Here is a 24,684-nt window from a genome sequence, read left to right on the forward strand (position 1 = left end):
TGGGGGGACAGACAGTCGGTTACGAGGCGTCCCTGAGCCCGCTGTGGCGGCGGCCGCCGGAATGACGTCGCGAGCGGGAATCAGGATGAGGAGGCGACCTGTGGCAGGTGGCGGGCGAGTTCGGTACGCAGGACGCCCGTCGCGGGCGGAAGCAGGCCAACGTTGACCGTGTAGACCGGCTGGCCGGCACGGATCCGCGGATGAAGCGTCGTGGCCGATGGCACGACCGCTCCGGGGCGGAGGGTGACTTGGAGCACGGCGTACGGCCCGCGACGGCGGACCGCCGCCGACTGGATCGCCTGCCACGGGAGGACGGCCATCCGCCCCTTTTCGACGAGCCCCAGCGCCGGGCTGGTGACTTGGACCGATGACCAGTTCCTGCGTTGCAGGACGACCCAGAGAGTGCTGAAGATGACGGCGTAGAGGACACCCGACGCGGCGATGCGCGTCAGGTCGGCCGGCGACCGGTCGGCGACGAGTGAGAACACGGCTTGGACGAAGACCCAGGCCAGGAAGCTGATCAGCAGCATGACCACGAACATGAGGCGGGCGGACGTGCGGAACGTCGTTCCCTCGCTCTCATCCATGAGGGGTCCTTCCGTCGACCGATGCCGTCGACTGTAGGGCAGTTCCCGTCCGGCGGATGACCTCAGCTGTGGTGCAGGTGTCGGACGAGGGCGTGCCTGCTATCCCGGCCCCACGAATTCGGCCCCTCGGACAGCGGTCATCCTCAAGGGATTAAAACCGAGTTACGAGACATCCCTTACCCGCGCATGGTGATGTGCCGGGGGCAGCCGTGCGACATCTCCGTGCGCTGCCATCTGGGACAGGGCTTTGGCGATCTCTCGGTCACGCCCGTCGACGGCGTGCAGGTATCTACGGGACGCCGCCATCAAGGCGGCCCGCAAAGCGGGCCGCACCGGCCCGGCTCCGGCCTGCTGGCGACCTGCGGCCGGCATCGGCCGGGCGGCCGGCCACGCTGAGGGACGACAAGACCGTGAAGACCTCGGGGCTCCGCCCCGAACCCCGACCCTCCTCAGAGATGCCGCCGCAGATCACCTCGCCGGGCACCACAAGGGCTACCAGCCTCCCCGGACGGGGCCATGGTCGTTCGTCCGGTAGGGCGCTCCACCTTGTCCCCGTCGGGGAGCTGGACGGTCTACGACTGCCGACGAGGAGATCCGCTCACCGGAAGCCAGTCTGATCCCCCGCTGCCGTCAAGCCGAGTCAGCCGGTCAGGACGGGCGCTAACAGGTCCAGCAGGGCGTCATGATGGCGTCCGGTGCTGAGCAGGGCAGTTCCGTCTCCGGTAAGTAGGGGGCCACCGTGAAGGTCGGTCGCTCTTCCGCCAGCCTCTTCAAGAATCAGCGGTAGCGGTGCGAGGTCCTCGTATCCCATCTCAGGACCCGCGATCACCAACGCGTCTACCAGGCCGGTGAGCAAACCGCCGAGGCCGCCCAGGTGACCGGTGATGCGCGTATGGCGGTGCAGCGTGAGTAGCACATCAGCGGGCCAGCCGGCCGGATTGACGAGCTCCACCCGGGCGGCGGCCAAGTCGGGGTTGTCCCGCAGCACCGGTACGAGATCCCTGCCGTCAGTGCGGACACGGCACCCGCGGCCGCGGCCTGCGTAGATCAGTTGGCGGGCCACTGGCTGGTTGATCACGGCAAGGGCTGGACCGTGCTCGTCCTCAAGCGCAAGGTTGGTACCGAAGATGGGGATGCGATATGCGAAGTACTTGGTGCCATCGATCGGATCGATGACCCACCGCCGGCCGGAGGTGCCTGCCGTCGCACCGGTCTCCTCGCCGTAGATCTCGTCCGGCGGAAAGCATGCCGCCAGCTCGCCACGGATCAGCGCCTCGACGGCGAGATCAGCATCCGTGACCTCAGTACCGTCCGCCTTGATCGCCAGCGCGAAATCAGCCGCGAAAAACCTTTCGGCGGCGAGCGTGCCCGCGCGCTCTGAGAGCCCGATCGCAAACTCCAACGTCGTCCGATCGAGCCGGGGCGCATTCACCCGTCCAGACTAGCCACAGCGCTCGTGCAGCTTGATCAAGCAACACCTGGCTGGGGCACTTGGGCCATCCACGGGCCAGTAACCGTGGCACCCAGCGGTCACGAGCGGGCAGCAGATGCACCCACGCGGACCGCCTGCGGCAGGCGTTTCGGGCATCACGACCGGTTGAGCACGCTCTTCCAAACTGAGGCTCCCGAGCGCCGTGCGGCCTGAGGGGCGCGGACGCCTGCCGTGCCAGGTTTGAGGCCGGCCACACCGAGGCGCTCCACGCGTAGCAAGGTCCGTCTGTGCGATCCACGTGCGATAAGGTGCGGCCACTAGTGGGATTCCGGGGTCAACGAGGGGCAGACCGGACAGGCGGGTCCCGGGGCGCAAAAGCAGAGCGCCGACCGGCGTTTCCCCTGGTCGGCGCTCCTGTAGCCCGGCGAAAGGCTATGTGGCCAGGGGCGGGGTCGAACCGCCGGCCTTCCGATTTTCAGTCGGACGGTTGGTGCATAGGTTGGTGGCCGCCGGGTCACTGCTGCCGCCCCACGGCCGAACAGAAGAGCTGCGGTCCGTGGCCGTCCGTATTGCCGCTCAGCTCCTTACCTGAAGGCGGAACCAGCGAGCTGGCGTGCTACTGCCCCCGCTCGCGCACGCGCGCCGACACCTGTAGAGCACGCCGTGGCTGGCGACGTTCTGGAAGGACCTGGTGTTGTCCGAAGTTCCTGGCCTCCGCATCGTGATGTACCCGCACCTACATAAATCGACCTCTATGACATCTGCCGGTCGGCCCCTGCGGTGATAGGTGCGGTCATCGTCGCCCCCTCGCCGGCCCTGTCATGACACCGTCTCCGATGACATCGGGCTGCCACGTCCCAATGACTGCACCGTCGTCTCAGCGGTCGACGCCGCGATGACATCGACGGCGTCCGGTGTGACATTGCGGTCTGCGGCCGTGTCGCCGTAGCCGGACGCTAGTCGTTGTGAGCGCTCGTGAGCGGCTGTGATTGTCATCGCCGGCGTTGTCATCGTCGCCGTCACCAGTCGGGCGGACACCTCGCCCGCCGCGCGGGGAGAGTCGATGCCATGGCGGTTGGCCGTGTCATAGTGCAGTTCAGGGGCTGTGTCACACGCCGCTGTCAACGACCACAGTCGATGCCAGGGATTCGGCGTCAGAGATCGTGCCATCGTCGGCGCGGCGGTGTCAGACCCGGCGCAACCTGCGCTGTGAGTGCTTGTGAGCGGCTCGTGTCGTAATCGGTGCCTCCTGACGCAGCGACACCACCACGGCGTCAACCGACGATCTTGGTTGCTGGAGTGTGACATGACCGCCTCTGACATCGACTGGCCCGCCTCCCCGCTGGACGCCGCCGACGCCGCGTTCGCGGCACTGACCTGCGACCCCGCACCGATGACACTCGACCTTGACACGTTCGACCCTGGCACCGGCCTGCCCTGCCCGGCGGCGCTCCCCTTGACCGCCCGCGCAGCTAGCGCCCCGCCGCCCCGCCCCTGGTGACGGCGACGGGGCCGGAGGTGACCCCACTCATGTCCCGCATCCCGGCACTCCTGCGTGCCCTCACCCACCACCGCACCATCCGCCTCGCCGGCCGGACTACCGCCCTCGCAGCCCAGGTCGCCCTTTTCCTGTCCGTTCCCACTGCGGCGTTCGCCGACATCGGCGAGCCGGTGTACCTGGCGGCGAACTCGCTGCCGGTCGTGATCGGCAACCTGCAGACGTGGCTGATGGGCATCCTCGCCGCCGTCGCCACCCTGTTCCTCGTCCTGGCCGGCGTGTACTGGGCTACCGCCGGGGGTGACCCGGCCCAGGTCGACAGGGCCAAGGGCGCGCTGAAGAACGCCCTGGTCGGTTACGGCCTGGCGGTTCTCGCGCCGGTGCTGCTGCAGGTCGTCCAGGGCATCGTCGGGGTCTGACGATGAGTTGGCTGCTGGATCAGATCCTGGACTGGCTGGCGGCGGCGATTCTGGCCTGTCTGGACGCGCTGATCGGGGTGATCAGCAGCGCGCTGCTGGTCACCCCGAACGTGACCGCGCTGCCGCAGGTGCAGGCGTTGACCGGCCGTTCAGTGCTGGTCGTGGACACCGTGTTCGTCCTGGCGTTCGTCGCCGCCGGCGTGCTCACCATGACCGCCGGCGGCAGCGAGGGCTCCCGCTACACGGCCAAGGACCTCGTCCCCCGGTTGATCGTCGGGTTCGTCGCCGCTCACTTCTCGCAGCTGTGGTGCGGCATGCTCATCGACCTCGCCAACGCCCTCACCGCCGCCCTGACCACGCCCGAGGATGACAGTGACGGAGCGCTGCGAGCGGTCAAAGCTCACATCACCGCCGGTCAGGACAAGATGGCGGTGCTGCTGTTCGTCGTCTGCGTGGCCATCATCGCGGTCCTTCTGGCCAGCACCGCGTTCAGCGTGATCGTCCGGTTCGCCGTCGTGCTGGTGCTGACCGCGTTCGCTCCCCTGGCCCTGGCGTGTCACGCCCTGCCGCAGACCGATCCGGTGGCGCGGCTGTGGTGGCGCTCCTACGCCGGCACCCTCGCGGTGCCGGTGGTGCAGGGTTTCACCCTCTACGCCGGGCAGTGGATGCTCACCGACCCCGACAATCTGCTGCCCGTGCTCGGGATGCCGGTGGATCCGGGCGGGGCGATCAACCTGTTCGTGGTCATGGTGATGCTGTGGACCACGCTGCGGGTGCCTGTCCTGATGCGCCGCTTCGTCTCCACGACCGGCGGTGGCGGGGGCGCGAACATGCTCGGCGCGGCGGTGCGGGTGATCGTGGTGCAGCAGGTCACCCGGTCGATACCCGGCCTGGGCCGGATCCGGGCGGTGACCCGATGAGCGGGCGCGACCGGGACGCCGAGCCGGGGCGGGCGCGGATGCCCGCCGACGTCGACGCACCCGACAAGGTGCTCTACGGGCTGACGTTCCGGCAGCTGGCCATCCTCGCCGTCGCCGCTCTCGCCTTCTACGGCGCATGGCGGGCCCTGCACGACCTGCTGCCGGCGCCGGTGCTGCTCGGCGCGGCTGTTGTCATGGGTGGGCTGGTGTTCGGCATCGCCGTGGGCCGCCGCGACGGGCTGTCCCTGGACGTGTGGCTGCTCGCCGCCGTGCGGCACTCGCGGGCACCGCGGGCGCTGTCGACCACCGACACGACGTCGAAGACGCCGGACTGGGTGCACGCCCCGAAGAGCGCCGTGGTGCTGCCCGCGCCGTTGAAGCTGCCCGCCGACGCGATCGCCGACAGCGGGGAGATCCGCCTCGGCGGGACCCGGGCGGCGATGGTCGCCGCCACCAACGTCAACCTCGCCCTGCGAACCCCGGACGAGCAGGCCGCGCTGGTCGACACGTTCGGCCGGTGGCTCAACTCGCTGTCCACGCCGACGCAGATCGTCGTGTCCGCGCAGCCGGTCGACCTGCGCTCTCACGCGCGGAAGCTGGCGCAGGCGGCGGAGGACCTCCCGCACCCGGCCCTCGCGGACGCGGCGGCCGATCACGCCCGGTTCCTCGACACCCTCGCGACTCGGCGGGATCCGCTGCGGCGGCAGGTCCTCATCGTCACCCGCACCGGCGCGGGGGAGCGGGGTGAGCACACCGCCCGCCGCCGCGCTGACGACACCGTCCGGGCCCTGTCTGGCCTCGGCGTCGCCACCCGCGCCCTCGACGGGGCGGCGGTCACCGCCGCGATCGCCGCGTCGGCCGACCCGTATCGGCCGCCCCGTCCTGGCGGCTTGGCCGCACCCGACACCGTTATCAGCTCACCCCGCCCGGTTGAGCGGGGACCGCGCAGAAAGAAGCGACGGACATGAGGATTCCCAGAAAGTCCACCACGACCGGCCCAGCCGCTTCATCCAGCGGAGTGGCGGCCGCGGTCGCTCCCGCCTCGGTGGAGGTCACTCCGCGGATGTTGCGGGTCGGCGACGGCTACGCCGCGACCCTCGTGGTCACCGGCTACCCGGCCGAGGTCGGCCCCGCCTGGCTGGAGCCGCTGCTGTCCTGGCCGGCCGGCTCGACCTGGCCCTGCACATCGACCCACTACCGGCGCCGGTCGCGGCATCACGGTTGCGTAGCCAGCGGGCCCGGTTCGAATCGTCCCGGCGGGCTGACAGCGGGCGGGGCAAACTGCCCGACCCTTCCGTCGAGGCGGCAGCGGACGACGCGGCTGACCTCGCCGAGCGTCTCGCCCGCGGGGCGGCGAAGCTGTTCCGCGTCGGCCTGTACCTGACCGTGCACGCCCGCACCGAGGACGAACTACTCGAGGCGTGCGCGCAGGTCAAGGCCGCCGCCTCCTCAACGCTGATCGAGGTGCAACCCGCCACGTGGCGGCACCTGGCGGGGTGGACCACCACCCTGCCCCTCGCGACGGACTCCCTGCAGATGCGGCGCACCATGGACACCGCTGCCCTGGCCGCCGCGTTTCCCCTGGCCAGTGCCGACCTGCCCGCGCCGCTGCCCGGCGACCCGCTGACCGAGGGTGGACTGCTGTACGGGGTCAACCCGGACTCCGGGGGCGTCGTGTGGTGGGACCGGTGGGCGCAGGAGAACCACAACTCGGTCGTCCTCGCTCGCTCCGGCGCGGGCAAGAGCTACTTCGTCAAACTCGAGATCCTGCGGAACCTGTACCAAGGGGTTCAGATCGCAGTCATCGACCCCGAGGACGAGTACCTGCGACTCGCCGACGCCGTCGGCGGGGCCATCGTGCGCCTCGGCGTCGCGGGAGTGAGAGTCAATCCGCTCGACCTGCCCGCCGGGGACACCCGCCCCGACGTGCTCACCCGCCGCGGCCTGTTCCTGCACACCCTCACCGCGGTACTGCTCGGGCAGCAGCCGCCGCCGGCCGAACGCGCCGCCCTGGACCGGGCGATCCTGGCCGTCTACCGGCAGGCCGGCATCACCGCCGACCCGGCCACCCACCACCGCCCGGCCCCGCTGCTGCGCGACCTCGCCGTCACGCTCGACGGCGACGCGGACCCCGCGGCGCGGCAGCTCGCCGCCCGGCTCGCCCCCTGGGTCGAAGGGTCGTTCTCCGACCTGTTCGACGGGCCGACCACCACCCGCCCGGAGGGGCATCTGGTGGTGTGGTCGCTGCGGCACCTGCCCGACGAGCTGCGCACCGTCGGCACGCTGCTCGCCCTCGACTCCATCTGGCGGGACGTTGACGCCCCCGGCCGGGCCCGCATGGCCACCCGCCGGCTCGTCGTCGTCGACGAGGCGTGGCTGCTGATGCGCGACGGCGAGGGGGCCCGTTTCTTGTTCCGCATGTCCAAGGCCGCGCGCAAGCGCAATGCCGGGCTGACCGTCATCACCCAGGACGTCGCCGACGTCCTCGGCACCGACCTCGGCCAGGCCGTGGTCGCCAACGCCGCCACCCAGGTGCTGCTCAAGCAGGCCCCTCAGGCCATCGACGCCATCGGCGACGCGTTCGGTCTCACCGCCGGGGAACGGCGGCTGCTGCTCGCCGCCCGAACCGGGCAGGGGCTGCTCATCTCTGGCACCAACCGCAGCAGCTTCGAGGCCATCTCCTCGGACGGAGAGCACCTGCTGTGCACGACGCGGCCGGCAGAGCTGGCCGCCCTCGACGACGAGGAGGCAGACGACCTATGAGAGCACTAGAGATGACCATGCCGGCCTCACCGGCACCGGCGCCCAGCCCTTCGGGGCCGGGCGCCGGGTTCGTGGTGCCCCCGACCGGCCCAGGCCGATGGGTCGTCGACGGCGCGCAGTGGGCCACACAGCGGCCGTGGCTGCTCGCCGTGGCCGCCGCCGGGCTCATCGCCTACGTCGCGGCACGCAACCTCCTCCAGGTGTGGCGGCACCGCCGGCACGCCGACGGCGCTCGGCTGGTCACGATCGCCCCGCCACCTGAAGTCGACCCGCACGGCGCCGCCGCCCTGTGGGCGAACCTCGCGGGAACGCTGACCCCGTCACGGCGGCGAAGGCTGCTCTACGGCAGCCCTCACGTGGCGTGGCAGTACACCTGGACCGGGCGGCAACTGCTCATCTCGGTATGGGTGCCCGACACCGTGCCGCCCGGCGCCGTCGAGGCCGCGATCCGCGCCGCGTGGCCCGGCGCCGCCTGCACCACCGACGACACCGCCACACCGCCGATCCCCCTCGACGTACCGGCGGCGGTCGGCGGGCACCTGCTGCCCACCGCCGCCGAATGGCTCCCCCTGAACACCGACCACGACAACGACCCCCTGCGGGCGCTGATGTCCGCCGGGTCCGGGCTGCGGGCCGACGAGTACGCCTGCGTGCAGGTCCTTGCCCGTCCCGCCACACCCCGACGCGCCCTGCGCGCCCGACGGGCCGCCAGCCGGCTGCGCGACGGCAAGACCGCCGTACCGGCGATCAACCCCGCCGCCCCGCTGCTGTGGCTCATCGAGCTGTTCCTGGCGGCGCGCACCGGCGGGGCGAGCCGGCCCGCACAGCCAGCCGGGCGGCGGGACCCGGGGGTGGAGCGGGACGTGCGGGCGATCCTCGACAAGACCTCCCACCCGCTGTGGCAGACCGCAGTCCGCTACGCGGTGGCCAAGGACAGCCAGCGCGGCGGCTCGAGCCCACTGGAACGACTGCGCGGGGTGGCTGCCAGGATCGCCTCGTCGTTCGCGGTCTACTCCGGCCGCAACCGGCTTACCCACCGCGCCCGCATGTCCGCGCCCGTCGCAGTCCTCGCTGGCCGGCGCCTCGGCTCAGGGTTCCTGACGTCCACTCCCGAGCTGGCGGCGCTCGCGGCGCTGCCCCGCGACCTCGCCGTCCCCGGTCTCGACAGGGCCCGCGCAAAGTCCATGCCCACCCCCGTCGCCGTCCCCACCGGCGGACGTGGCACGAAAGTCCTCGGCACCGCCGAGGTCGGCGGCCACGGCGTCGCCCTGTCCGTGCCGGATGCGCGCTATCACCTGCACGTGATCGGATCCACCGGCTCGGGGAAGACCACGCTGTTGGTCAACATGGCCGTCGACGACATCAAAGCCGGTCGCGGCACCGTCGTCATCGACCCGCACGGCGATATGGTCCTGGACATCCTCGACCGGCTCCCCGCGAGCGTGGCTGACCGGGTGGTGCTGTTCGACCCCGACCAGCCCAACCCGCCCACCCTCAACCCTCTCGCCGGCGATGACCCCGACCTGGTCGTGGACAACCTCGTGTCGATCTTCGGGAACATCTTCGCCAAGGCCTGGGGGCCGCGGATGGATGACGTGATGCGGGTGGCCTGCCTGACCCTGCTCCGCCACGCCAACGTCACCCTCCAGCACATCCCACCCTTGTTGAACTCGGCGCAGTTCCGGTCGGCGATGACGGTCAACCTCGACGACCCGGCAGGGCTGTCCGGGTTCTGGCAGTGGTACGACGAGCTCAACCCCGCCCTGCGCTCCCAGGTCATCGGCCCCGTCCTCGCCCGCCTGCGGGCGTTCCTGCTCCGGGACTTCGTCAAGCGCACCATGCGCTACCCGCACTCCAGCTTCGACATGGGCAAGGTCCTCGACGGCGGAGCGCTGCTCGTGCGCATCCCGAAGGGGCAGCTGGGCGAGGACACCAGCAAGCTCCTCGGCTCCCTCGTCCTGGCGCAGGTGTGGCAGGCCGCCACGGCCCGCGCCCGCATCGACCCCGACAAGCGCCGCGACGCCACGTTGATCATCGACGAGGCACAGAACTTCCTCACCCTCGCCAACTCGCTGGACACGATGCTCGCCGAGCCCCGCAAGTACCGGTTGTCCCTGGTCCTGTCCCACCAGGACCTGGCCCAGTTCCCCAAGGACCTCCTCGCGGCGGCGTCGGCGAATGCCCGGAACAAGATCTACTTCTCCTGTGCGCCGGAAGATGCCCGGGTCCTCGCTCGGCACACGCTGCCGGAACTCGACGAGCACGACCTGACCCACCTCGACGCCTACACCGCTGCCGCCCGCCTCGTCGCCGACGGACGGCAGACACCGGCGTTCACCATGAAAACGCGCCCGCCCAAGCCGGTCGTCGGCGAGGCGACCGCGATCCGGCAGGTCGCCGCGGCAGCCATCACGCCGCAGGACGCCAGCACCATCGACGCCCTCGTCGACCGGCTCTCCTGCGGCGAGCGGACCGGCACCAGCACCGACGCGAGCAGCGCTGGCGACATCGCCGGCACCAGGGGCGGCAGCCGCAGGGCCCGTAAAGCCTGACCCCGTCCCGCCGGCCTACCAGGCGATGGCGGTGCTGCGGCGAATCTCGGCCTTCCGTGACGCCTTCCGCTGAGGCTTCACCGCTCCTTCACCACCTCCCACCACCTCACGTCGCTGACAGGTGCCCGGATGGGTCTGTCAGCGCAGCACACCGCCCGTGAGTGCCCATCGTCATCGGCGTCGACAGTTCCAGACTCCCTCCCCATGGGAGGGATCCACTCCTTCTACTTCCTGAGGAGATCCCCTCATGTCCAGCGAATCCCCCACTCCAGCGTCTCGTCCGCCCTCCTCCCGTTCCCCCGCCGGCAAGCGGCAGCGCCTGGCCTACTTGCGTCGCCTGACCCTGCGCGACCGGCAGCTTCTGGCCTGGCTTGCCGAGCACTACGTGCTGTCCACCGACCAGGTCACCCAAGCCCTGTTCCCGTCGGCTCGCTCGGCCCGGCTGCGGCTGGCCACCCTGCACGCCATTGACGCCGTGCACCGGTTCGTCGATGTCACCACCGGCGACAACCAGCACCTCTACACCCTCGGACCGCTCGGCATGCTCGTGCACCCCACCACCTACACCGACCCCCAGCGAGCCGACGCCCGACCGCCACGCAGCAGCATCGAACGCACCGAACGCATCATCGGCAGCCCGAGGCTGCGCCACCTGCTCGGCACCAACCAACTCTTCGTCGACCTACTCGCCTACGCCCGCACCGACGACAACGCCCGCCTCGCGCGGTGGTGGTCCGAGCAGCACACCACCGCCGCCTACGCCCTCGCCGAGATCCGACCCGACGCCCACGGCATCTGGCAGGCCGGCGGCCGAACGGTGGGGTTCTTCCTCGAACACGACAACGGCACCGAACCCCTAGCGGTCGTGGTGCGCAAGCTGCGCGCCTACGAGCGCCTCGCCGAGTTCGGTCCCCGCTACCCGGTTCTGCTGCGCGTACCGAACCGCCGCCGCGAGACCAACCTGATCGACGCCCTCACCGGCGTACCCACCGCCATGCCCATCGCCACCGGCCTGCACAGCGAGCACCCCGCCGGGCCCGCATGGACCCTCACCGCCGACCCCGGACCCCGTCGCTGGCTGCACGAACTGCCCAGCGACCACGGGCCCCGCAACATCGCCACCAACCCCCACCGCTTTCACGCCGAGGACGACCTCTGACATGGGTGTAGCGCAAATCCTCAGATAGCCGCAGCGTTCACGGCACATACCCACGCCTGGCTCTGACGGCCTGAGTTGGCCCCACCAGGACGGCTTGATCTGGCCCCACGACCCTACTGAGCACCGGACACGCCGTAACGCTGCGTTAGTTTGGGTCGCCACTGACTGACCGCTGTATCCGCGGGCTCGTAGAGCGCTTCGCGGCAAATGCGCGCATCCATTCCTTACCGGCTATGGAGTCCAGCGGGCGCGCAGGACTCCATCGGAATCGGGAAGTACGGCCGTCATTAGGGGGCGGCGTTGCTCGGCGTACACCGATAAAGCTGTTGCGGCAGCGGCATCCGCTAGTCGCGCGCGTACTGCAGGCTGGTCGGACTCCTCGATAAGACGGCTGGTGATCCGGCCGGCATGGTCCTGCCAGACCACCTCGACAAGTCCTTCGTCGGGCAGCGAGTCCAGCACACCCGGGACATCGGCGCTCAGGTTGGGCCAGACCAGCAGTCGCGCGCGAGGTGCCAACCTGTCACGGACCGTGTCAACGGTGCTCGGGGTCAGCCGGTGCCATCGCGAGTCGTTGTGCACGTAGCCCTCCTCGAGCAGCGCGGTGCCGAGTTCGTCAACCAACCCCGCCAGGTCGGCCCAGAATGCCGCGTCGGCGGAGCGGACGTCGATGTGGTCGTCGTCGTCCAACCCGAAGACGTACGGCGAGCCGGAGATCGGCTCCGCGAACAGACCATGCTTGTGGGCGAAGGCGACCGCCCTGGGGCAGCCAGCGCTGCTGCCGACATAGACGTACTGGTCCCAGCCGACGTGAACGAAGAAGTCGTCCCCCGCTTCCAGCCGGCACCATACGCCGTCGCCACGCAGCATCAACCGCACCAGCTCCACGGCATGATCCAGCTGAAGAGGAGCGCCGTCGTGGTAGCCGTTCCGGTCGACGCCGAACAGCTCGACGAGCCCACCGAAGCGTTCGTGGATGTCCGATCCGATGCCCGTGACGATGGGGACCGACGGCTCCCGGATCTGTAGGACGTCCACGCCGGTGTCCTCGGCGAAGGCCGCCACCGTGTCCAGATAGGCGGCCTCGACCGGACCGTAGTCGCTGTCGGTGTCTTCGCGGCCGATGTAATGGCCCCGCTCATTTCGATCAGCCGGGTTGTACTTCGTCACGCGCCAGACGCGAAGCGTCGGAGCCTGGCTCCCCATAGTCACCTCACGATCATGGCAGAACCTATGACGCGGACCGACGGCTCGATGCGCGTGGTTTCCGGGTTCACTGACTGGTTCGAGCGCACTACTTTCGGCAGATGAGTGACTCGCGAGCCAACGCGGGCCGGCGTCAGCATTGCGCCCTATTACTATCCCTTCCATGATCGGTCGCGCTTGATCTCAGTGGGACTTGCCAATGGAGTCTGTGAGACCTGTTGGGCTCGTAAATTCGGTTCGGTGGCTGTGACGTGCGGCTTTGTGCGAGGTCGGCCCAATCAGGGCGGCGACGATCCAAGGTATGGCGGCCTCGCTGGTGTACCTGCTCCTGCGTCAGATCCTGCAGATGCTGACCCAGCTCGCCCGGGACGGCGGCGCGAAGGACGTCGAACTCCTGGTCTTACGGCATCAGGTGGCGGTGCTGCGCCGGCAGGTGCACGACCCGATCTCCAGCCCGCGGACCGGGTGGTGCTGGCGGCGTTGTCGCGGCTGCTGCCTCGGCAACACTGGGCGGCGTTCTTCGTCACCCCGGCGACCCTGCTGCGCTGGCATCGACAGCTGATCGCACGACATTCGACCTACCCACACGCGCGACCCGGCCGGCCACCCGTAGACCGCGAGATCCGGGAACTGGTCCTGCGCCTGGCCGCGGAGAACCCGACCTGGGGGCATCGCCGGTGCAGGGCGAGCTGGCTCGTCTGGGCCACCCGCTCGCGGCCAGCACGGTATGGAAGATCCTGCACCAAGCCGGCGTCGACCCGGCACCCCGCCGAACGGGACCGACCTGGAAGCAGTTCCTGACCGCTCAGCCGCACACCATCTTGGCCTGCGACTTCTTCACCGTCGACACCGTGCTCCTGAAACGGATCTACGTACTGTTCTTCATCGAGCTCGCCACGCGGCACGTCCACGTCGTCGGTGTCACCGCACACCCGACCGGCACCTGGGTCACTCAGCAAGCACGGAACCTGCTCATGAGCCTCGACCAGCGCGCCGACGGGCTCCGGTTCCTGCTCCGCGATCGCGACACGAAGTTCACCGCCGCCTTCGACACGGTCTTCACCGCAGTGGGCATCGACGTGATTCGAATACCGCCACAAGCGCCGAGGGCGAACGCCTACGCGGAACGGTGGGTCGGCACGGTACGGCGCGAGTGCACTGACCGGATGCTCATCGCCGGCGAACGGCACCTGTCGAGCGTCCTGACCGAGTACACCAAGCATTACAACGGCCACCGGCCACACCGATCACTCGGCCAGCGACCACCGAACCCGCCACCGCAGGTCGTTGACCTCAGCAGTGCTCGCGTCCAACGACGCCCGATCCTGGGCGGATTGATCAACGAATACTCGCAGGCAGCGTAGCCCGAATCTGATTTACGAGCCCGACAAGCCGTCGGCGGAACGGGCGACGATCGAGAAGGGCACCCGCGGATGGTATCGCCCGCCGGCGACATGCGGGTGTGCTCAGTAAGGGGGTGCCGCCGCCTCGGGCGGCTTGCCCCGGGCCCGCCGGGCGTCGGCCACCGCCACCGCCAACAGGGCCGCGGCGGCCAGGATCGCGGCGAGCAACGGCGTGGCATGCGGCAGGAACGGTGTCAGCGCCAGCAGGACGAGGATCGCGCGGTCCAGCGACGCCCGGTTGAGCGCGAACGACTCGGCCAGATTTGCATCGCTTATCGCCTCGAACTCCCGCTGCACGGTGGCAAGGTGGGCGTGCGCCGCGGCGATCTTCTCGGCGTCACCGTCCTTCAATGCCTTGGTGACCCTGCCCCGCGCAGCGGCGATTCGCCGGTACGCCTTCGTGCTCTCCTCGCCGAGTTCCCGCATCCGCGAGTGGGCCACCGTGTTCTCGGCGGACGTCACGACCTGGTGCTCGGCGAACTCGGCGCCCTTGGCTCTGGCCGCAGCGCGCAGCTCCTCCAGCTCATCGGCCATCGAGCCTCCCCTGGGCAGGGCGGAGGGCTCCCCGGTGCCGGCCCAGCTGGCGGCCAGGAATCCGCGCACCGCAACCGCCGGGGGTACCGGATCGCCGTCCGGATCGAACCCGCGCAAGTTGACGTACAGCTGCCCGTCCGGGAACCTTTCCAGGTTGTCGTGCGACCACCGCAAGGCCGGCCAGGTCTTGCCCACGCCGCCCGCGCCGCCGATCGCCGAAATCACCACCGTGCCGCGGCGATCGGACCGACCGCCGATCACGCTGTCGAGCTCGAGGAGCTCGCGGACCCGACCGGCGAACGACTGCGGCGACGCCGGCAGCTGGCGGGGCACCGGCAATCGCGGCGGACCGGGACCGACGTCAGCAGCGACGGCGAGCGCCGGGTCGGCGGTCAGGATCCGGTGGTGCAGCTTACGCAGCGGCGGGCCGGGGTCGGCCCACCTCGCTTGCCAGTCTCTGCCGGATCAGCTCGTACCGGTCGAGGGCGTCGGCCTGACGACCGCAGCGGTAGAGCGCGAGCATCAGCTGGGCGGTTAGGCGTTCGTCCAACGGGCGCTCTTCGGCACGCGCGGAAAGCTGACCCAGCAGCCAGTTGTGCCCGCCACGGTTCAGCGCGAGGTCATTGCGATCGAGCTCAGCCGCAAACCGCTCCGCGTCCAAGGCGTTTCGGACGGCGTTCAGCCACGGTGTGCCGAGCGTTTCGAACGCATCCCCACGCCACAGGTCCAGCGCCTGCCCGAGCAGCGTGGCGGCCTCGTCGTCGCCGGCCGAGCGGGCCCGGGCGATCAGGTGGCGGAACCGGTAAAGGTCAACGGACATGGGGTCGACCGTGAGGACGTACCCACTCGACCGGCGCACGAGGCTGACATCGGCGACGCCGGCGAGGGCGCGCCGTAGCCGGTAGAGATAGCCGTAGAGGGTGCCACGGGCCCGCTGCGGGCGACGGTCTCCCCACACCCGCTCCAGCAACTGATCGATGGGTACCGTGCGGTTGGCCTCGACCAGCAGGGCCACGAGCACGCACTGCTGCCGAGCATGGCCGAGTTCGACCAGGGTCCCGTCGATGCGCGCCTCCACGTCGCCGAGCAGGCGGAACTCCACCGGCACCGCGACCACGCCCCAAGTCCTTGGCTAGGCGCCAACCCCCCGAATAGCAGTCTGGCCAGCCAGTTCACGGCTTGCCAAGGGTTCACGGGCGGCCGTGCATCGTCGGATCGATGACACCGCGGCCCCGAATCGAACCGCGGCGAAGTGGACTCCGGCCCCCGTGGCGGACGGTTGGGTGGGGCGCCGACAGCGTGTTCACTGCGGCCGGAGCCGCGACGAGGCAGACGGCACGGCCGCGAGTGCGGAGGCGAGTCGGTGCCCGACGAGGACGGCGAGCTCCTCACGGAGCTCATGGAGGCGCGCCTCGTCGATGCCGCTGTTGATACCTTCGCGGTGAAAGAGGTGGACCAGGTCGTCGGTGCCGACGTTGCCCGAGGCACCTGGAGCGAAGGGGCAGCCGCCGAGCCCGCCGAGGGATGCGTCGAACCGCCGGACCCCCAACCTGATGGCCTCCCAGGCGTTCGCGGCCGCCATGCCGTACGTGTTGTGCAGGTGCAAGCCGACCGGCGTGGCGGGATGCTGGTCCTGGACCGCGCTTACAGCGCGGCGCACCTGGCCCGGGCTCCCGGCGCCGATGGTGTCGGCCAGGTGGATAACCTGGGCACCAAGCCCGACGAGCCGGGCCGCGATCCGGGTGACCTGCTCGACCGGCGTATCTCCGTCGAAGGGGCAGACGAAAGCCGTCGCGATGGACGCCTCGAGTGAGATCCCCGCTGCTGCCAGAATCTCCGTACAGCGTTCGATCCGGTCCAGTGACTCCGCCACCCCGACGCCCGTGTTCGACCGGCTGTGCCCCTCACTCGCCGAGACGACGAAGCGAACATGGCGCGCCCCGGCGGCGGCGGCGCGCTCCGCACCGCGGGTGTTGAACACCAATGTGTGCAGTCGTGCCGGCAGGCCAGCGCCCAACGTCCGAAGCAGCTCGTCGGTGTCGGCCATCTGTGGCACGCGTACGGGGTTGACGAAGGCACCAACCTCCAAGGAGGTCAGGCCAGCCTCCACGAGGCCGGTTGCGAGCCGTGCCTTATCGGCGGTGCGCACCACTGTGGCCTCGTTTTGCAGGCCGTCGCGAAGCACGACCTCGGTGATGACGACGCTGTCCGCCGTTTCGCCCACGTCAGATCACGCCCTGGTCGCGCAGTTCAGCGAGGGCGTCGGCACCGAGGCCGAGCTCGCCAAGCACTGATGCGGTGTGGGCGCCCAGTTCCGGGCCGAGCCAGTTGATGCGCCCGGGGCTGGTCTCAAGCTTGGGGACGATGCCGGGGAACGTAATCTCGATCTCCTCCTCTGCGTCGATGCGCACGCCATGCCGCTGGTGCATGTCGCGCGCCTCGTAGTGCGGATCCTTGGCGATGTCCTCGGCGGTGAAGATCGGCCCGCACGGCACCTGGGCACCCTTCAGCCCTTTGAGCACATCGTGCTGGCGGCGCGCCCCGGTCCACTGGCCGATCGCCTCGTCGAGCTCGTCGACGTGCTCAACCCGCCCGGCGTTGTCGGCCATGCGGGGGTCCGCGGCCAGGTCGTCCCGGCCGACCAGGCGCATGAGGCGCTTGAAGATGGCATCGCCGTTGCCGCCGATCACGACGTACTTTCCGTCGCCACATCGGTAGGTGTTCGACGGTGCGATGCCGGGAATGGAACTGCCGGTGGGACCACGCACCACTCCGAACGCGTCGAAGTCGGGCATCAGCGATTCCATCAGCGAGTAGACCGCCTCGTAGAGCGCGACATCGACCACCTCACCGGTGCCCCGCCGCATTCGCTGCTGGAGACCCATGAGCGCGCCGATGACGGCGTACAGGCCGGCGACGGAGTCGGCCAAGCTCACCCCGACCCGGGTCGGGGGCTGATCGGGGTATCCGGTCAGGTGCCGCACACCGCCAATCGCCTCGGCGACCCCGCCGAATCCGGGGAGGTCCCGGTAGGGGCCGGTCTGGCCATAGCCCGAGATACGCACCAACACGACGTTCGGGTTCACCGCCCGTAGTTCCTCGGGGCCCAGTCCCCACCGCTCCAGCGTGCCGGGCCGGAAGTTTTCCAACACCACCTCGGCTCGCCGAACCAGTTCCAGGGCGATCTCTCGACCTCGTGGGTGCCGCAGATCCAGGGTCACCGACCTCTTGTTGCGCCCCATCACCCGCCACAGCAGGGAAGTGTCCCCGGCGTGCAGCCGCCAGCGCCGCAACTCGTCCCCGGTGCGCGGGCGCTCGACCTTCGTCACGTCGGCGCCGAACTCGGCCATCAGGCGACCCGCGGTCGGAGCGGCGATGAAGTTGCCCAGTTCGAGCACCCGGATGCCCTGCAGCGGCCCCGAGCCGCGCGGCTCGGCTACGACGTCGTCGGGCAGGGCCGCGGTGTCCGTGCTCATGTCTGTTGGCCTCCTGGCCGGGTTCGCTCATCACGCTGGTCGCGCCTCGAAGGCGCGCCGCGTCCGGATTGCGGGTAACCGTTCCAACATCAGACCCATATCGCGGGTCTCAAACCCATATTGCAGGCCGCCTCTCACGGGGTCAAGGGGAGGCGAGCACGAGTCAGGCCGCCGACTGCGGGATGCTTCCCCCCGCACACGTCATCCAGGCGGCCCATCCGGCGCTGCCTTTCCGTCTCGGAAACAGGCTTGCAACGGTTCAGTCACCCACGATGTGGTGTGGCCACGATAGAATCGTCGCCGGCTGGGAGGTGCCCATGACGAAGAGCGCGACCGGTGGCAGCGCCCTACAACCAATCCTGGTGCTGAAGAAGGTGCGTGCCCTTCTGGAGTGCTTCAGTGTCGAGCGGCCCACGCTGACCCTGCAGCAAATCCGCCAGGCCAGCGGACTACCGGCGAGCACGTGTCAGCGGCTGGTGCAGAACCTGGTCCGCGAGGGCTTCCTGGACCGCGACGGGGACGAGTATCGCATCGGGCTGGGCCTGGTTCGCTGGTCCGCACCAGGCACCTACGGGCTGGACCTGGTCCGTCTCACCCGGCCGGTGCTGCAGCAGTTGCGAGACGAAACCGGCGAGACCACCTGTCTGTACGTTCGGGACGGGCCGTACCGGACCGTGGTCGCGCTGGCCGAGACTCGGCACATCGTCATGCGGCTGTTCCGCGTCGGCATGGTCATGGCACTCCACGCCGGATCCGCGGGCAAGGTGTTCCTCGCCTACGACACGGGCGCCTTCCGCGACGCCGTGGCCCATGGCCTGAGCCGGTTCACCCCGGAGACGGTGACCGACATAGACCTCCTCACCTCGCAGATGAAGCAGGTCCGCCGCGACGGATACGCCGCCTCGTTCGAGGAACGCGAGAAGGCCGCGGCGTCGATCAGCGCACCGGTGTTCGGGCTCAGCGGTGAACTGGTAGCGGCCCTCGGCATCGGGGCACCTTCGCAGCGGCTAACCCCCACCGACGTGCCGAGGCTGGCACCGCTGGTGATCGAAGCCGCAGCCGATGCGTCCCGTCGCATGGGCTACGACTCTGGCGTTTCCGCCGCCACCACCGCCTCTCGCTGAACCGGAGCGATGCGGAGTTAGCGCACCAGGTCGAGACCAGCCTGGCCGCCGATGATCCCGGTTGGGACGTCGGCGGCCGCGCCAGCTGCTACTTGACGAACTCGTTCGTGTAGGTCTTGCTCAGGTCGACGTCAGCACCCTTCATCTCCGGATTGCTGACTCGCTGCGTCTCCAGCACCGCCGCCGGGCCGTCGGCCGGCATCTTCCCGTCGGCGGAGAACATCGGCTTCGCGGCGTCGATCGCCTTTGCGTAAAGGTCGACATCGCCACCGGCGTACGACGCGGGCATCTTGGCTGCGATCTCGGCGCCGCTGTGCGCGGCGATCCACTCCAGCGTCCGGGCGATCGCCCGCGACAGCTTGCGAGCGGTTTCCTGGTTTTTCTCCAGCCATGCCGACTTGGCGTACAGGACAGCGCCTGGGAAGGAATGAGTGGCGTAAACGGACTCCACGCCTGCCTCGGTCCGCAGGTCATAGAGCACCTTCAGGTTGCCCGCGCGCCTCTCCACCTGCGAGACCGCCGGGTCAAGCATCACCGCGGCGTCGACCTTTCCCTCTTCCATGGCAGCAACTGCGGTGGGACCGGCACCGATAGCGGTGACGCTGACGTCGGTGGCGGACATGCCGTTCTTAGAAAGCAGGTACTTGAGGAAGAAGTCCGTCGACGAGCCCGGCGAGGTGACTCCCACCACCTTGCCCCTGAGGTCCGCCACCGAGTTGATACTCGACGCCTTCTTCGGCGACACCGCGAGCACGATTCCCGGCAGCTTCAGAATGGTGACAAACGCCTTGATCTCCTGGTGCTTTTGCTGCATCTGGATCGTGTGCTCGTAGAAGCCGGACGTCACCGTCGTGCTGCCACCGATCATGGCCTGCAGCGCCTTGGACCCCGCCTGCAGGTCCAGCAGTTCGACGTCGAGGCCCTCCTCCTTGTAGTAGCCCAGTTGAGCGGCCAGGGTGGTGGGCAGGTAACTCAGCAGCACCTGACCTCCGATTCCGATCGTGACTTTGCTGGTCCCGCCGGAACCCGCTGCGGCCGATGGCGCGGCCGAATTGCAGCCGGCCGTTGCGACCAGCGCGGCAAGGGCGACACCAAGTCCAACCAGTCGAATTCGTCGGATAATGCGCATCGAGGCACCTTTCAACGATTTGTCGCGGACGGTGAGAGCGGAGACGGGGGCTCAGGCGGTCCTGGCCGAGTGCTGCCAACGGAGCAGACGTGCTTCGAGGCGGTTGACCAGTAGGTCGATGACGAGGACCACGAGCATGAGGATGATCATCCCGGCGAATACGCCGGTGGTGTCGAAGACGCCCTCGGACTGGGCGATAACGTAGCCGACGCCCTTGGCCGCGCCGAGGTACTCGCCCACCACGGCGCCGGTGATCGCGAAGCCCGCGCTGATGTGCAGGCTGGAAAAGATCCACGTCAGCGCGCTGGGCAGCAAAACGTGGCGGATCAGTTCCTGCTCACTCGCGCCCAGCATCCGGGCGTTGTCGACCAGAACCCGGTCGACGTCGCGCACGCCCTGGTAGGTGTTGAAGAAGACGATGAAGAAAACCAGCGTCACACCGAAAGCGACCTTGGACCAGATTCCCAGCCCGAACCAGAGCAGGAAGATCGGCGCCAGTACGACCCGGGGCAACGCGTTGAACATCTTCAGGTACGGATCGAGCACCCCCGCCACAAGTGACATCCGCGCCAGCACGAATCCGACGATCAGTCCGAGCGCCGAGCCGATGACGAAGGCGAGCAGCGCCTCCTCCAAGGTGACGTACAGGTCGTCCAGGATGTAGCCGGTCGAGATCCATTCCCAGATCCGCGCAGCGATGTCGGTGGGCTTGGGAAAGAAGAACGGGTCGACCAGCCCCAGCGACGTGAACAGCTGCCAGCCGCCTAGCACTGCGGCGGCCAGTGCGACCTGCAGGCTGTGGATCAGGGGGCGGCGACCACCGCGGCGCCGACGAGGCGGCCCAACCGGCGCCTGGTCGGCTGGCTCCGTCTCTGTGCCGGTGGCGCCTGCAGGTTGGCCTGCCAGCGAAACAGCGGAGCTCGTGACCACGAGAATCTCCTCGGCCTCAGACCGCGAGGGCAGGCGTCCCTTGGGCATAGGTCTTCATCACCTCTTCCTTCAGCTGCGACCAGATTTCTCGGTAGATACGGGTGAACTCCGGCCGTGAGCGGATGTCCATCAGGTCGCGAGGGCGCTCCAGGTCGATCTCGTAGCGACCGACGACCCGGCTGCCCGGCCCGACCCCCAGCAACACGACTTCGTCCGACATGGCGATCGCCTCGTCGAGGTCGTGGGTGACGAAGAGGACGGCCTTCTCGGAGCCCTGCCACAGCTGGAGCAACTCGTTCTCCATCAGCTGGCGGGTCTGGACGTCCAGCGCCGAGAAGGGCTCGTCCATCAGCAGGACGTCCGGGTCGACGATCCACGTCTGGGCGACCGTCGTGCGCTTCCGCATGCCACCGCTGAGCTGGTAGGGGTAACGGTTGCCGAAGCCTTCCAGCCCCACCCGCCGGAGCCACTCGCTGGCCTTCTCGTTGGCTTCCTTAGCCGCGACTCCGCGCATCCGCAGACCCAGCGTGACGTTGTCCCGAACGGTCTTCCAGGGAAGCAGGGCGTCCTGCTGGAACATGTAGGAAGCGCGGCGGTTCAGCCCGCGCAACGGCTCTCCGAAGCTGAACACCTCGCCGGCCGACGGCCGCAGCAGCCCTGCCGCCATGTTGAGCAGCGTCGACTTCCCACAGCCGGTGGGTCCGACGATGGAGACGAACCGTCCACGCGGGATCGTCAGGTCGACGTCACGGACGGCCACATACTCGCCTCCCGCCGGAGTGTCGAAGCGGCGTGTGCAGCCCTTCAGCTGCACCGCAGGCGCACCGTCGGTCATACGGCTCCCTCCAGGTGGCTCGGTGACGGTCAGCGACCCCACCACCACCGGTACGGGCGCCACGTGGGACTGCCGCCCTCGGGAGATCAGCACCCGGATCGACGACTGGCGCGCCGACTCCGCATGGTGGGTTCCTGAACCACTATGTGACCCAAACCATAGGGCCCGCCCTGCGGGCGGCGCAAGGCCTTGCGGCGTCGAAAGATGTGGTGTGCACGAGCCTGAGGGCGGGCTCGCCACGCCGTTTCGGAAATGCCCCGGTACGCCAGAGCCCGCGTAGCGAGTCTCCGCCCGGCAATGTGGGTCGGGCCCTCGCTCGCTGTCCTTCGCGTCCTTGCTCGGGAACCGAAGGATCATTCAGACGGTGGCCGCTCTCCCGTCTCCACGACACGCCGCATCTACAGAGGATGGGCCGCGGCCGTTGAACGCCGAGGTTAACGACAAGCTCACGGCCGGTGGAATGGTCAGGACCGTCCACGCGCCGAGATAGATCTTGTCGCCGTCCATGACGGGTACGGGAACGTTCGGATCGATCGGATCCGACGACGGGTCGTTGAGGTACGTGCCGTTGGACGATTCCAGGTCGACCACCGCCCAGCCGTCCGGTTGGGCGACCAGCAGCGCGTCACGCGGGTCACGCCGACATCATGCGCGAGCAGCACGACGGGGCGATCGGCTTGCGGCGGGAGAACACCAACGTCCCCCACGACCATGACTGGCCGGCGTACGTCACCAAGCTGACGAAGCTCTCTGACCAATTCGAGTAGCCGCCCGGTCCGTCGATACGACGGTGAGGTACGCATCCGCTTACCTGCATCAAGGGTGTGCGTCAACGAGGTGTTTCGAGTACTGACCAGGTGGTTTTGGGCGTGGTCCATTTTCCTCCCCGCCCCCGATGGGTGCTGTAGACCGCCTGCGGGTGGTCGGGTCAAGGGCCGCGCGTGCGCGGTCGCGGAGCGACGCCGTAGGCGCCCTTGACGCGGCCGGCGGTGGGCGGATGATCAGGCGCCGGGGGCGGGGGAAGAGGTTGGCGGGAGCGGTGTTGGTGTGCGGGGTGGGCGGCTCCTCGGGCGGTGGCTGGTGGGGTCCCTGGTGGTGGTGCGGGGTGTGGGCGGGGGCAGCCAGGCTTACCTATGGCCTTCGGGCACGAGTTGGCTGAGCCCGAGACATGATGATCGATTGGGTGACCCCCGCCCGGCGGGGGTGCGGCCGCTCAGTCTCATAGGGCCGTCCGCGGCGCCGATGGCCGGCGGGGACGCGGTCTGACAGCGGATTGGCGGGAGCTGGCCGCGGTTGGTACCCCATCGCGATGACTGTTTGCCGGTCCACGTCCACATCCCCGGACGTCACCGGGCGGCCACTGCGGACGACGAGGTGGGTTGGCGGGTGATGGTGAATGCGTCATCGCCGAGGTCGGTGAGGATGTGCACGGCGTGGCGGACGATGCGCCGGGCCTGGGACAGCGCGGCCCGGTTGCCGTCGTAGCGTTCCCGCACCGAGGTGTAGTAGCCGTGAGCCGGGGCGTGGCTTCGCGCGGAGGTCTTGGCCGCCTCGAACAGCAGCCAGCGCAGCACCTCGGGCCCTTGCCGCGACAGCCGGCCCGGGCTTCGTTTGCTGTCCGAGGAGCGCACGGTGATGTCCAGGCCGACGAACCTCACCGCCTTGCGGGAGGCTGAGAAGCGGTCCGCGCCGCCGAGCCAGCACACCAGCGCCAGGCTGGTCATCGGCCCGACCCCGTAGATGGCGTCCATGAGCGCCTGCGCCCCGGCCACCTGCCGGGCGGTGGCCACGATCCGCTGGCGCAGCCGGCCAAGATGCTCATCCAGGGTATCCATGACCGACAATGCGGTGTTCACCTGCAGCCGTCCCGCCGGCGACAGCTGCTCCGAGACGATGCGCATCAGCCTCTCGCGGCTGCCGCGAACCACCCCCGCCTGGCCCAGCGCGGTGGTGCCCTGGTGGAAGCAGGTCGCATGGACACGTTGCGCCCACCCGGTGTGCTCGGCCCGCAGGTCGCTGTAGAGCTCCAGGATGGCCCGCCACTCCAGCACCGGTTCGGGCGGGATGTAGCACTCCGGCAGCCTGCCGGCGTCGAGGAGCTCCCGCAGGTGCTTCGCGTCCGCCTTATCCGTCTTGGCGCGCCTCTTAGGTCCGCGCAGCGCGGCGGTGTCGGCCGGCTCGGCCAGGTGCGGATGCACTCCGGCCTTGTGCATCTCCTCCACCACGTATCGCCAGCCCGTGCACCCCTCCAACGCAAACGCCACCGACGTGCTCATGTCGAAACGGGTCAGCCAGGCGGCCAGGCGCTCCCGGTCGGCCGCGGCGATACGGCCCCGCTCCTGCCTGCCCGTCTCCGTCTCGACGTAGTCGAACGTCAACTGGTTCCGGTGGATGTCCAAGCCACCTACGATTGACATCGCGGGACCTCCTCAAGCTCCGTGACCACCGATGTCCAACGCACCGAGAGCCGACTCTCGTCAATGCGTCTGAGCTGAGGAGGCCCCCGCGAAACCGGATCTGTCATTCCTGAAGGAGTGGGGCCGTGTCAACCCTTTTTGGTCGGACTGCTGCGACCGGTTTGTGCTGATTCCCGGCTCGGTGCAGGCAAACGCCGGTAAGGGGTCGGGGTCAAGGCTCGACCGGAGGTCGACCGCGTCAGCGGCTTGGTCTTGACGCCGATCCCGTGCGGCGCAGAATCGGTGCGCCGGGAGACACAC

Annotated in this window: 21 protein-coding genes, 1 tRNA gene and 1 pseudogene; 10 read left to right on the top strand and 13 right to left on the bottom strand. The window is 69.2% G+C overall.

The window, feature by feature from the left end; genetic code table 11:
- Positions 1-80: 80 nt before the first annotated feature.
- The 3 genes from JNW87_RS01445 to JNW87_RS01455 all read right to left on the bottom strand — a co-directional run bounded on the left by JNW87_RS01445 (position 81) and on the right by JNW87_RS01455 (position 2,555).
- Entirely contained in the window at positions 81-587 is a 507-nt protein-coding gene (locus JNW87_RS01445) for a hypothetical protein (protein WP_238452794.1), read from the bottom strand.
- A 640-nt stretch (positions 588-1,227) separates the two neighbouring features.
- The gene (locus tag JNW87_RS01450; RefSeq protein ID WP_238452795.1) at positions 1,228-2,019 is read right to left on the bottom strand and encodes an inositol monophosphatase family protein; all 792 of its coding nucleotides are present in this window, start codon (positions 2,017-2,019) and stop codon (positions 1,228-1,230) included.
- 437 nt (positions 2,020-2,456) lie between these two features.
- Positions 2,457-2,555, bottom strand: a tRNA-Phe gene (locus tag JNW87_RS01455).
- Positions 2,556-3,325: 770 nt separating this feature from the next.
- Between JNW87_RS01455 and JNW87_RS01460 the strand changes: the two genes are divergently transcribed.
- The 7 genes and pseudogenes from JNW87_RS01460 to JNW87_RS01490 all read left to right on the top strand — a co-directional run bounded on the left by JNW87_RS01460 (position 3,326) and on the right by JNW87_RS01490 (position 11,330).
- Positions 3,326-3,520, top strand: coding sequence for a hypothetical protein (locus JNW87_RS01460; protein ID WP_238452816.1), 195 nt, complete (start codon positions 3,326-3,328; stop codon positions 3,518-3,520).
- Between the two features lie 29 nt (positions 3,521-3,549).
- Positions 3,550-3,936 carry a pilin gene (locus JNW87_RS01465; protein WP_238452796.1) on the top strand — a complete coding sequence of 129 codons (387 nt, stop codon included), beginning with the start codon at positions 3,550-3,552 and terminating at the stop codon, positions 3,934-3,936.
- Between the two features lie 2 nt (positions 3,937-3,938).
- Complete coding sequence (locus tag JNW87_RS01470; RefSeq protein WP_238452797.1) at positions 3,939-4,856, top strand: conjugal transfer protein TrbL family protein; 918 nt, start codon at positions 3,939-3,941, stop codon at positions 4,854-4,856.
- Positions 4,853-5,824: a PrgI family protein gene (locus JNW87_RS01475; RefSeq protein WP_375373447.1), complete on the top strand. Its 972-nt coding sequence runs from the start codon at positions 4,853-4,855 to the stop codon at positions 5,822-5,824. The genes JNW87_RS01470 and JNW87_RS01475 overlap by 4 nt, the downstream gene beginning before the upstream one ends.
- Positions 5,821-7,619, top strand: a pseudogene (locus JNW87_RS01480) (VirB4 family type IV secretion system protein). The gene JNW87_RS01475 and the pseudogene JNW87_RS01480 overlap by 4 nt, the downstream one beginning before the upstream one ends.
- A complete protein-coding gene (locus tag JNW87_RS01485; RefSeq protein ID WP_238452798.1) occupies positions 7,616-10,171 on the top strand; it encodes a helicase HerA domain-containing protein in 2,556 nt (851 codons plus the stop codon). Before JNW87_RS01480 ends, JNW87_RS01485 begins: the two are co-directional and overlap by 4 nt.
- A gap of 247 nt (positions 10,172-10,418) precedes the next feature.
- Positions 10,419-11,330, top strand: a complete 912-nt coding sequence (locus JNW87_RS01490; RefSeq protein WP_238452799.1) for a replication-relaxation family protein — start codon at positions 10,419-10,421, stop codon at positions 11,328-11,330.
- A gap of 231 nt (positions 11,331-11,561) precedes the next feature.
- On the opposite strand, the gene JNW87_RS01495 is transcribed toward JNW87_RS01490, so the two are convergent.
- On the bottom strand, positions 11,562-12,500 hold the full coding sequence (locus tag JNW87_RS01495) for a hypothetical protein (protein WP_238452800.1): 939 nt from the start codon (positions 12,498-12,500) through the stop codon (positions 11,562-11,564).
- A 337-nt stretch (positions 12,501-12,837) separates the two neighbouring features.
- Here JNW87_RS01495 and JNW87_RS01500 point away from each other — a divergent pair, with 337 nt between their 5' ends.
- Both JNW87_RS01500 and JNW87_RS40365 read left to right on the top strand, forming a co-directional pair.
- Positions 12,838-13,098: a hypothetical protein gene (locus tag JNW87_RS01500; RefSeq protein WP_238452801.1), complete on the top strand. Its 261-nt coding sequence runs from the start codon at positions 12,838-12,840 to the stop codon at positions 13,096-13,098.
- Between the two features lie 115 nt (positions 13,099-13,213).
- Positions 13,214-13,900 (top strand): integrase core domain-containing protein, encoded by a 687-nt coding sequence (locus tag JNW87_RS40365; RefSeq protein ID WP_238452802.1) that lies wholly within the window; start codon positions 13,214-13,216, stop codon positions 13,898-13,900.
- Between the two features lie 102 nt (positions 13,901-14,002).
- Here the strand turns inward: JNW87_RS40365 and JNW87_RS01510 are convergent, their stop codons facing one another.
- The 4 genes from JNW87_RS01510 to JNW87_RS01525 form a co-directional block, all read right to left on the bottom strand.
- Positions 14,003-14,806 carry a hypothetical protein gene (locus JNW87_RS01510; protein WP_238452803.1) on the bottom strand — a complete coding sequence of 268 codons (804 nt, stop codon included), beginning with the start codon at positions 14,804-14,806 and terminating at the stop codon, positions 14,003-14,005.
- 79 nt (positions 14,807-14,885) lie between these two features.
- The gene (locus JNW87_RS01515) at positions 14,886-15,590 is read right to left on the bottom strand and encodes an AfsR/SARP family transcriptional regulator (protein WP_238452804.1); all 705 of its coding nucleotides are present in this window, start codon (positions 15,588-15,590) and stop codon (positions 14,886-14,888) included.
- A gap of 186 nt (positions 15,591-15,776) precedes the next feature.
- Positions 15,777-16,697, bottom strand: a complete 921-nt coding sequence (locus JNW87_RS01520) for a hydroxymethylglutaryl-CoA lyase (protein WP_238452805.1) — start codon at positions 16,695-16,697, stop codon at positions 15,777-15,779.
- Between the two features lies 1 nt (position 16,698).
- Entirely contained in the window at positions 16,699-17,949 is a 1,251-nt protein-coding gene (locus JNW87_RS01525; RefSeq protein WP_255543272.1) for a CaiB/BaiF CoA-transferase family protein, read from the bottom strand.
- Between the two features lie 317 nt (positions 17,950-18,266).
- On the opposite strand from JNW87_RS01525, the gene JNW87_RS01530 reads away from it, so the two are divergent.
- Positions 18,267-19,073 (top strand): IclR family transcriptional regulator, encoded by an 807-nt coding sequence (locus JNW87_RS01530; protein WP_238452807.1) that lies wholly within the window; start codon positions 18,267-18,269, stop codon positions 19,071-19,073.
- 88 nt (positions 19,074-19,161) lie between these two features.
- Here JNW87_RS01530 and JNW87_RS01535 read toward each other — a convergent pair whose 3' ends face one another.
- The 5 genes from JNW87_RS01535 to JNW87_RS01560 all read right to left on the bottom strand — a co-directional run bounded on the left by JNW87_RS01535 (position 19,162) and on the right by JNW87_RS01560 (position 24,384).
- On the bottom strand, positions 19,162-20,202 hold the full coding sequence (locus tag JNW87_RS01535; protein ID WP_238452808.1) for an ABC transporter substrate-binding protein: 1,041 nt from the start codon (positions 20,200-20,202) through the stop codon (positions 19,162-19,164).
- 51 nt (positions 20,203-20,253) lie between these two features.
- The gene (locus JNW87_RS01540; RefSeq protein ID WP_238452809.1) at positions 20,254-21,132 is read right to left on the bottom strand and encodes an ABC transporter permease; all 879 of its coding nucleotides are present in this window, start codon (positions 21,130-21,132) and stop codon (positions 20,254-20,256) included.
- A gap of 16 nt (positions 21,133-21,148) precedes the next feature.
- Positions 21,149-21,967: an ABC transporter ATP-binding protein gene (locus JNW87_RS01545; RefSeq protein ID WP_238452810.1), complete on the bottom strand. Its 819-nt coding sequence runs from the start codon at positions 21,965-21,967 to the stop codon at positions 21,149-21,151.
- A gap of 357 nt (positions 21,968-22,324) precedes the next feature.
- Positions 22,325-22,558, bottom strand: a complete 234-nt coding sequence (locus JNW87_RS01550; protein ID WP_238452811.1) for an FHA domain-containing protein — start codon at positions 22,556-22,558, stop codon at positions 22,325-22,327.
- Between the two features lie 755 nt (positions 22,559-23,313).
- Complete coding sequence (locus tag JNW87_RS01560; RefSeq protein WP_238452812.1) at positions 23,314-24,384, bottom strand: IS110 family transposase; 1,071 nt, start codon at positions 24,382-24,384, stop codon at positions 23,314-23,316.
- Between the last annotated feature and the right edge of the window lie 300 nt (positions 24,385-24,684).

Origin of the sequence: Micromonospora sp. ATA51, assembly GCF_016802855.1 — a bacterium.
Classification (GTDB): Bacteria; Actinomycetota; Actinomycetes; order Mycobacteriales; family Micromonosporaceae; genus Micromonospora; species Micromonospora sicca.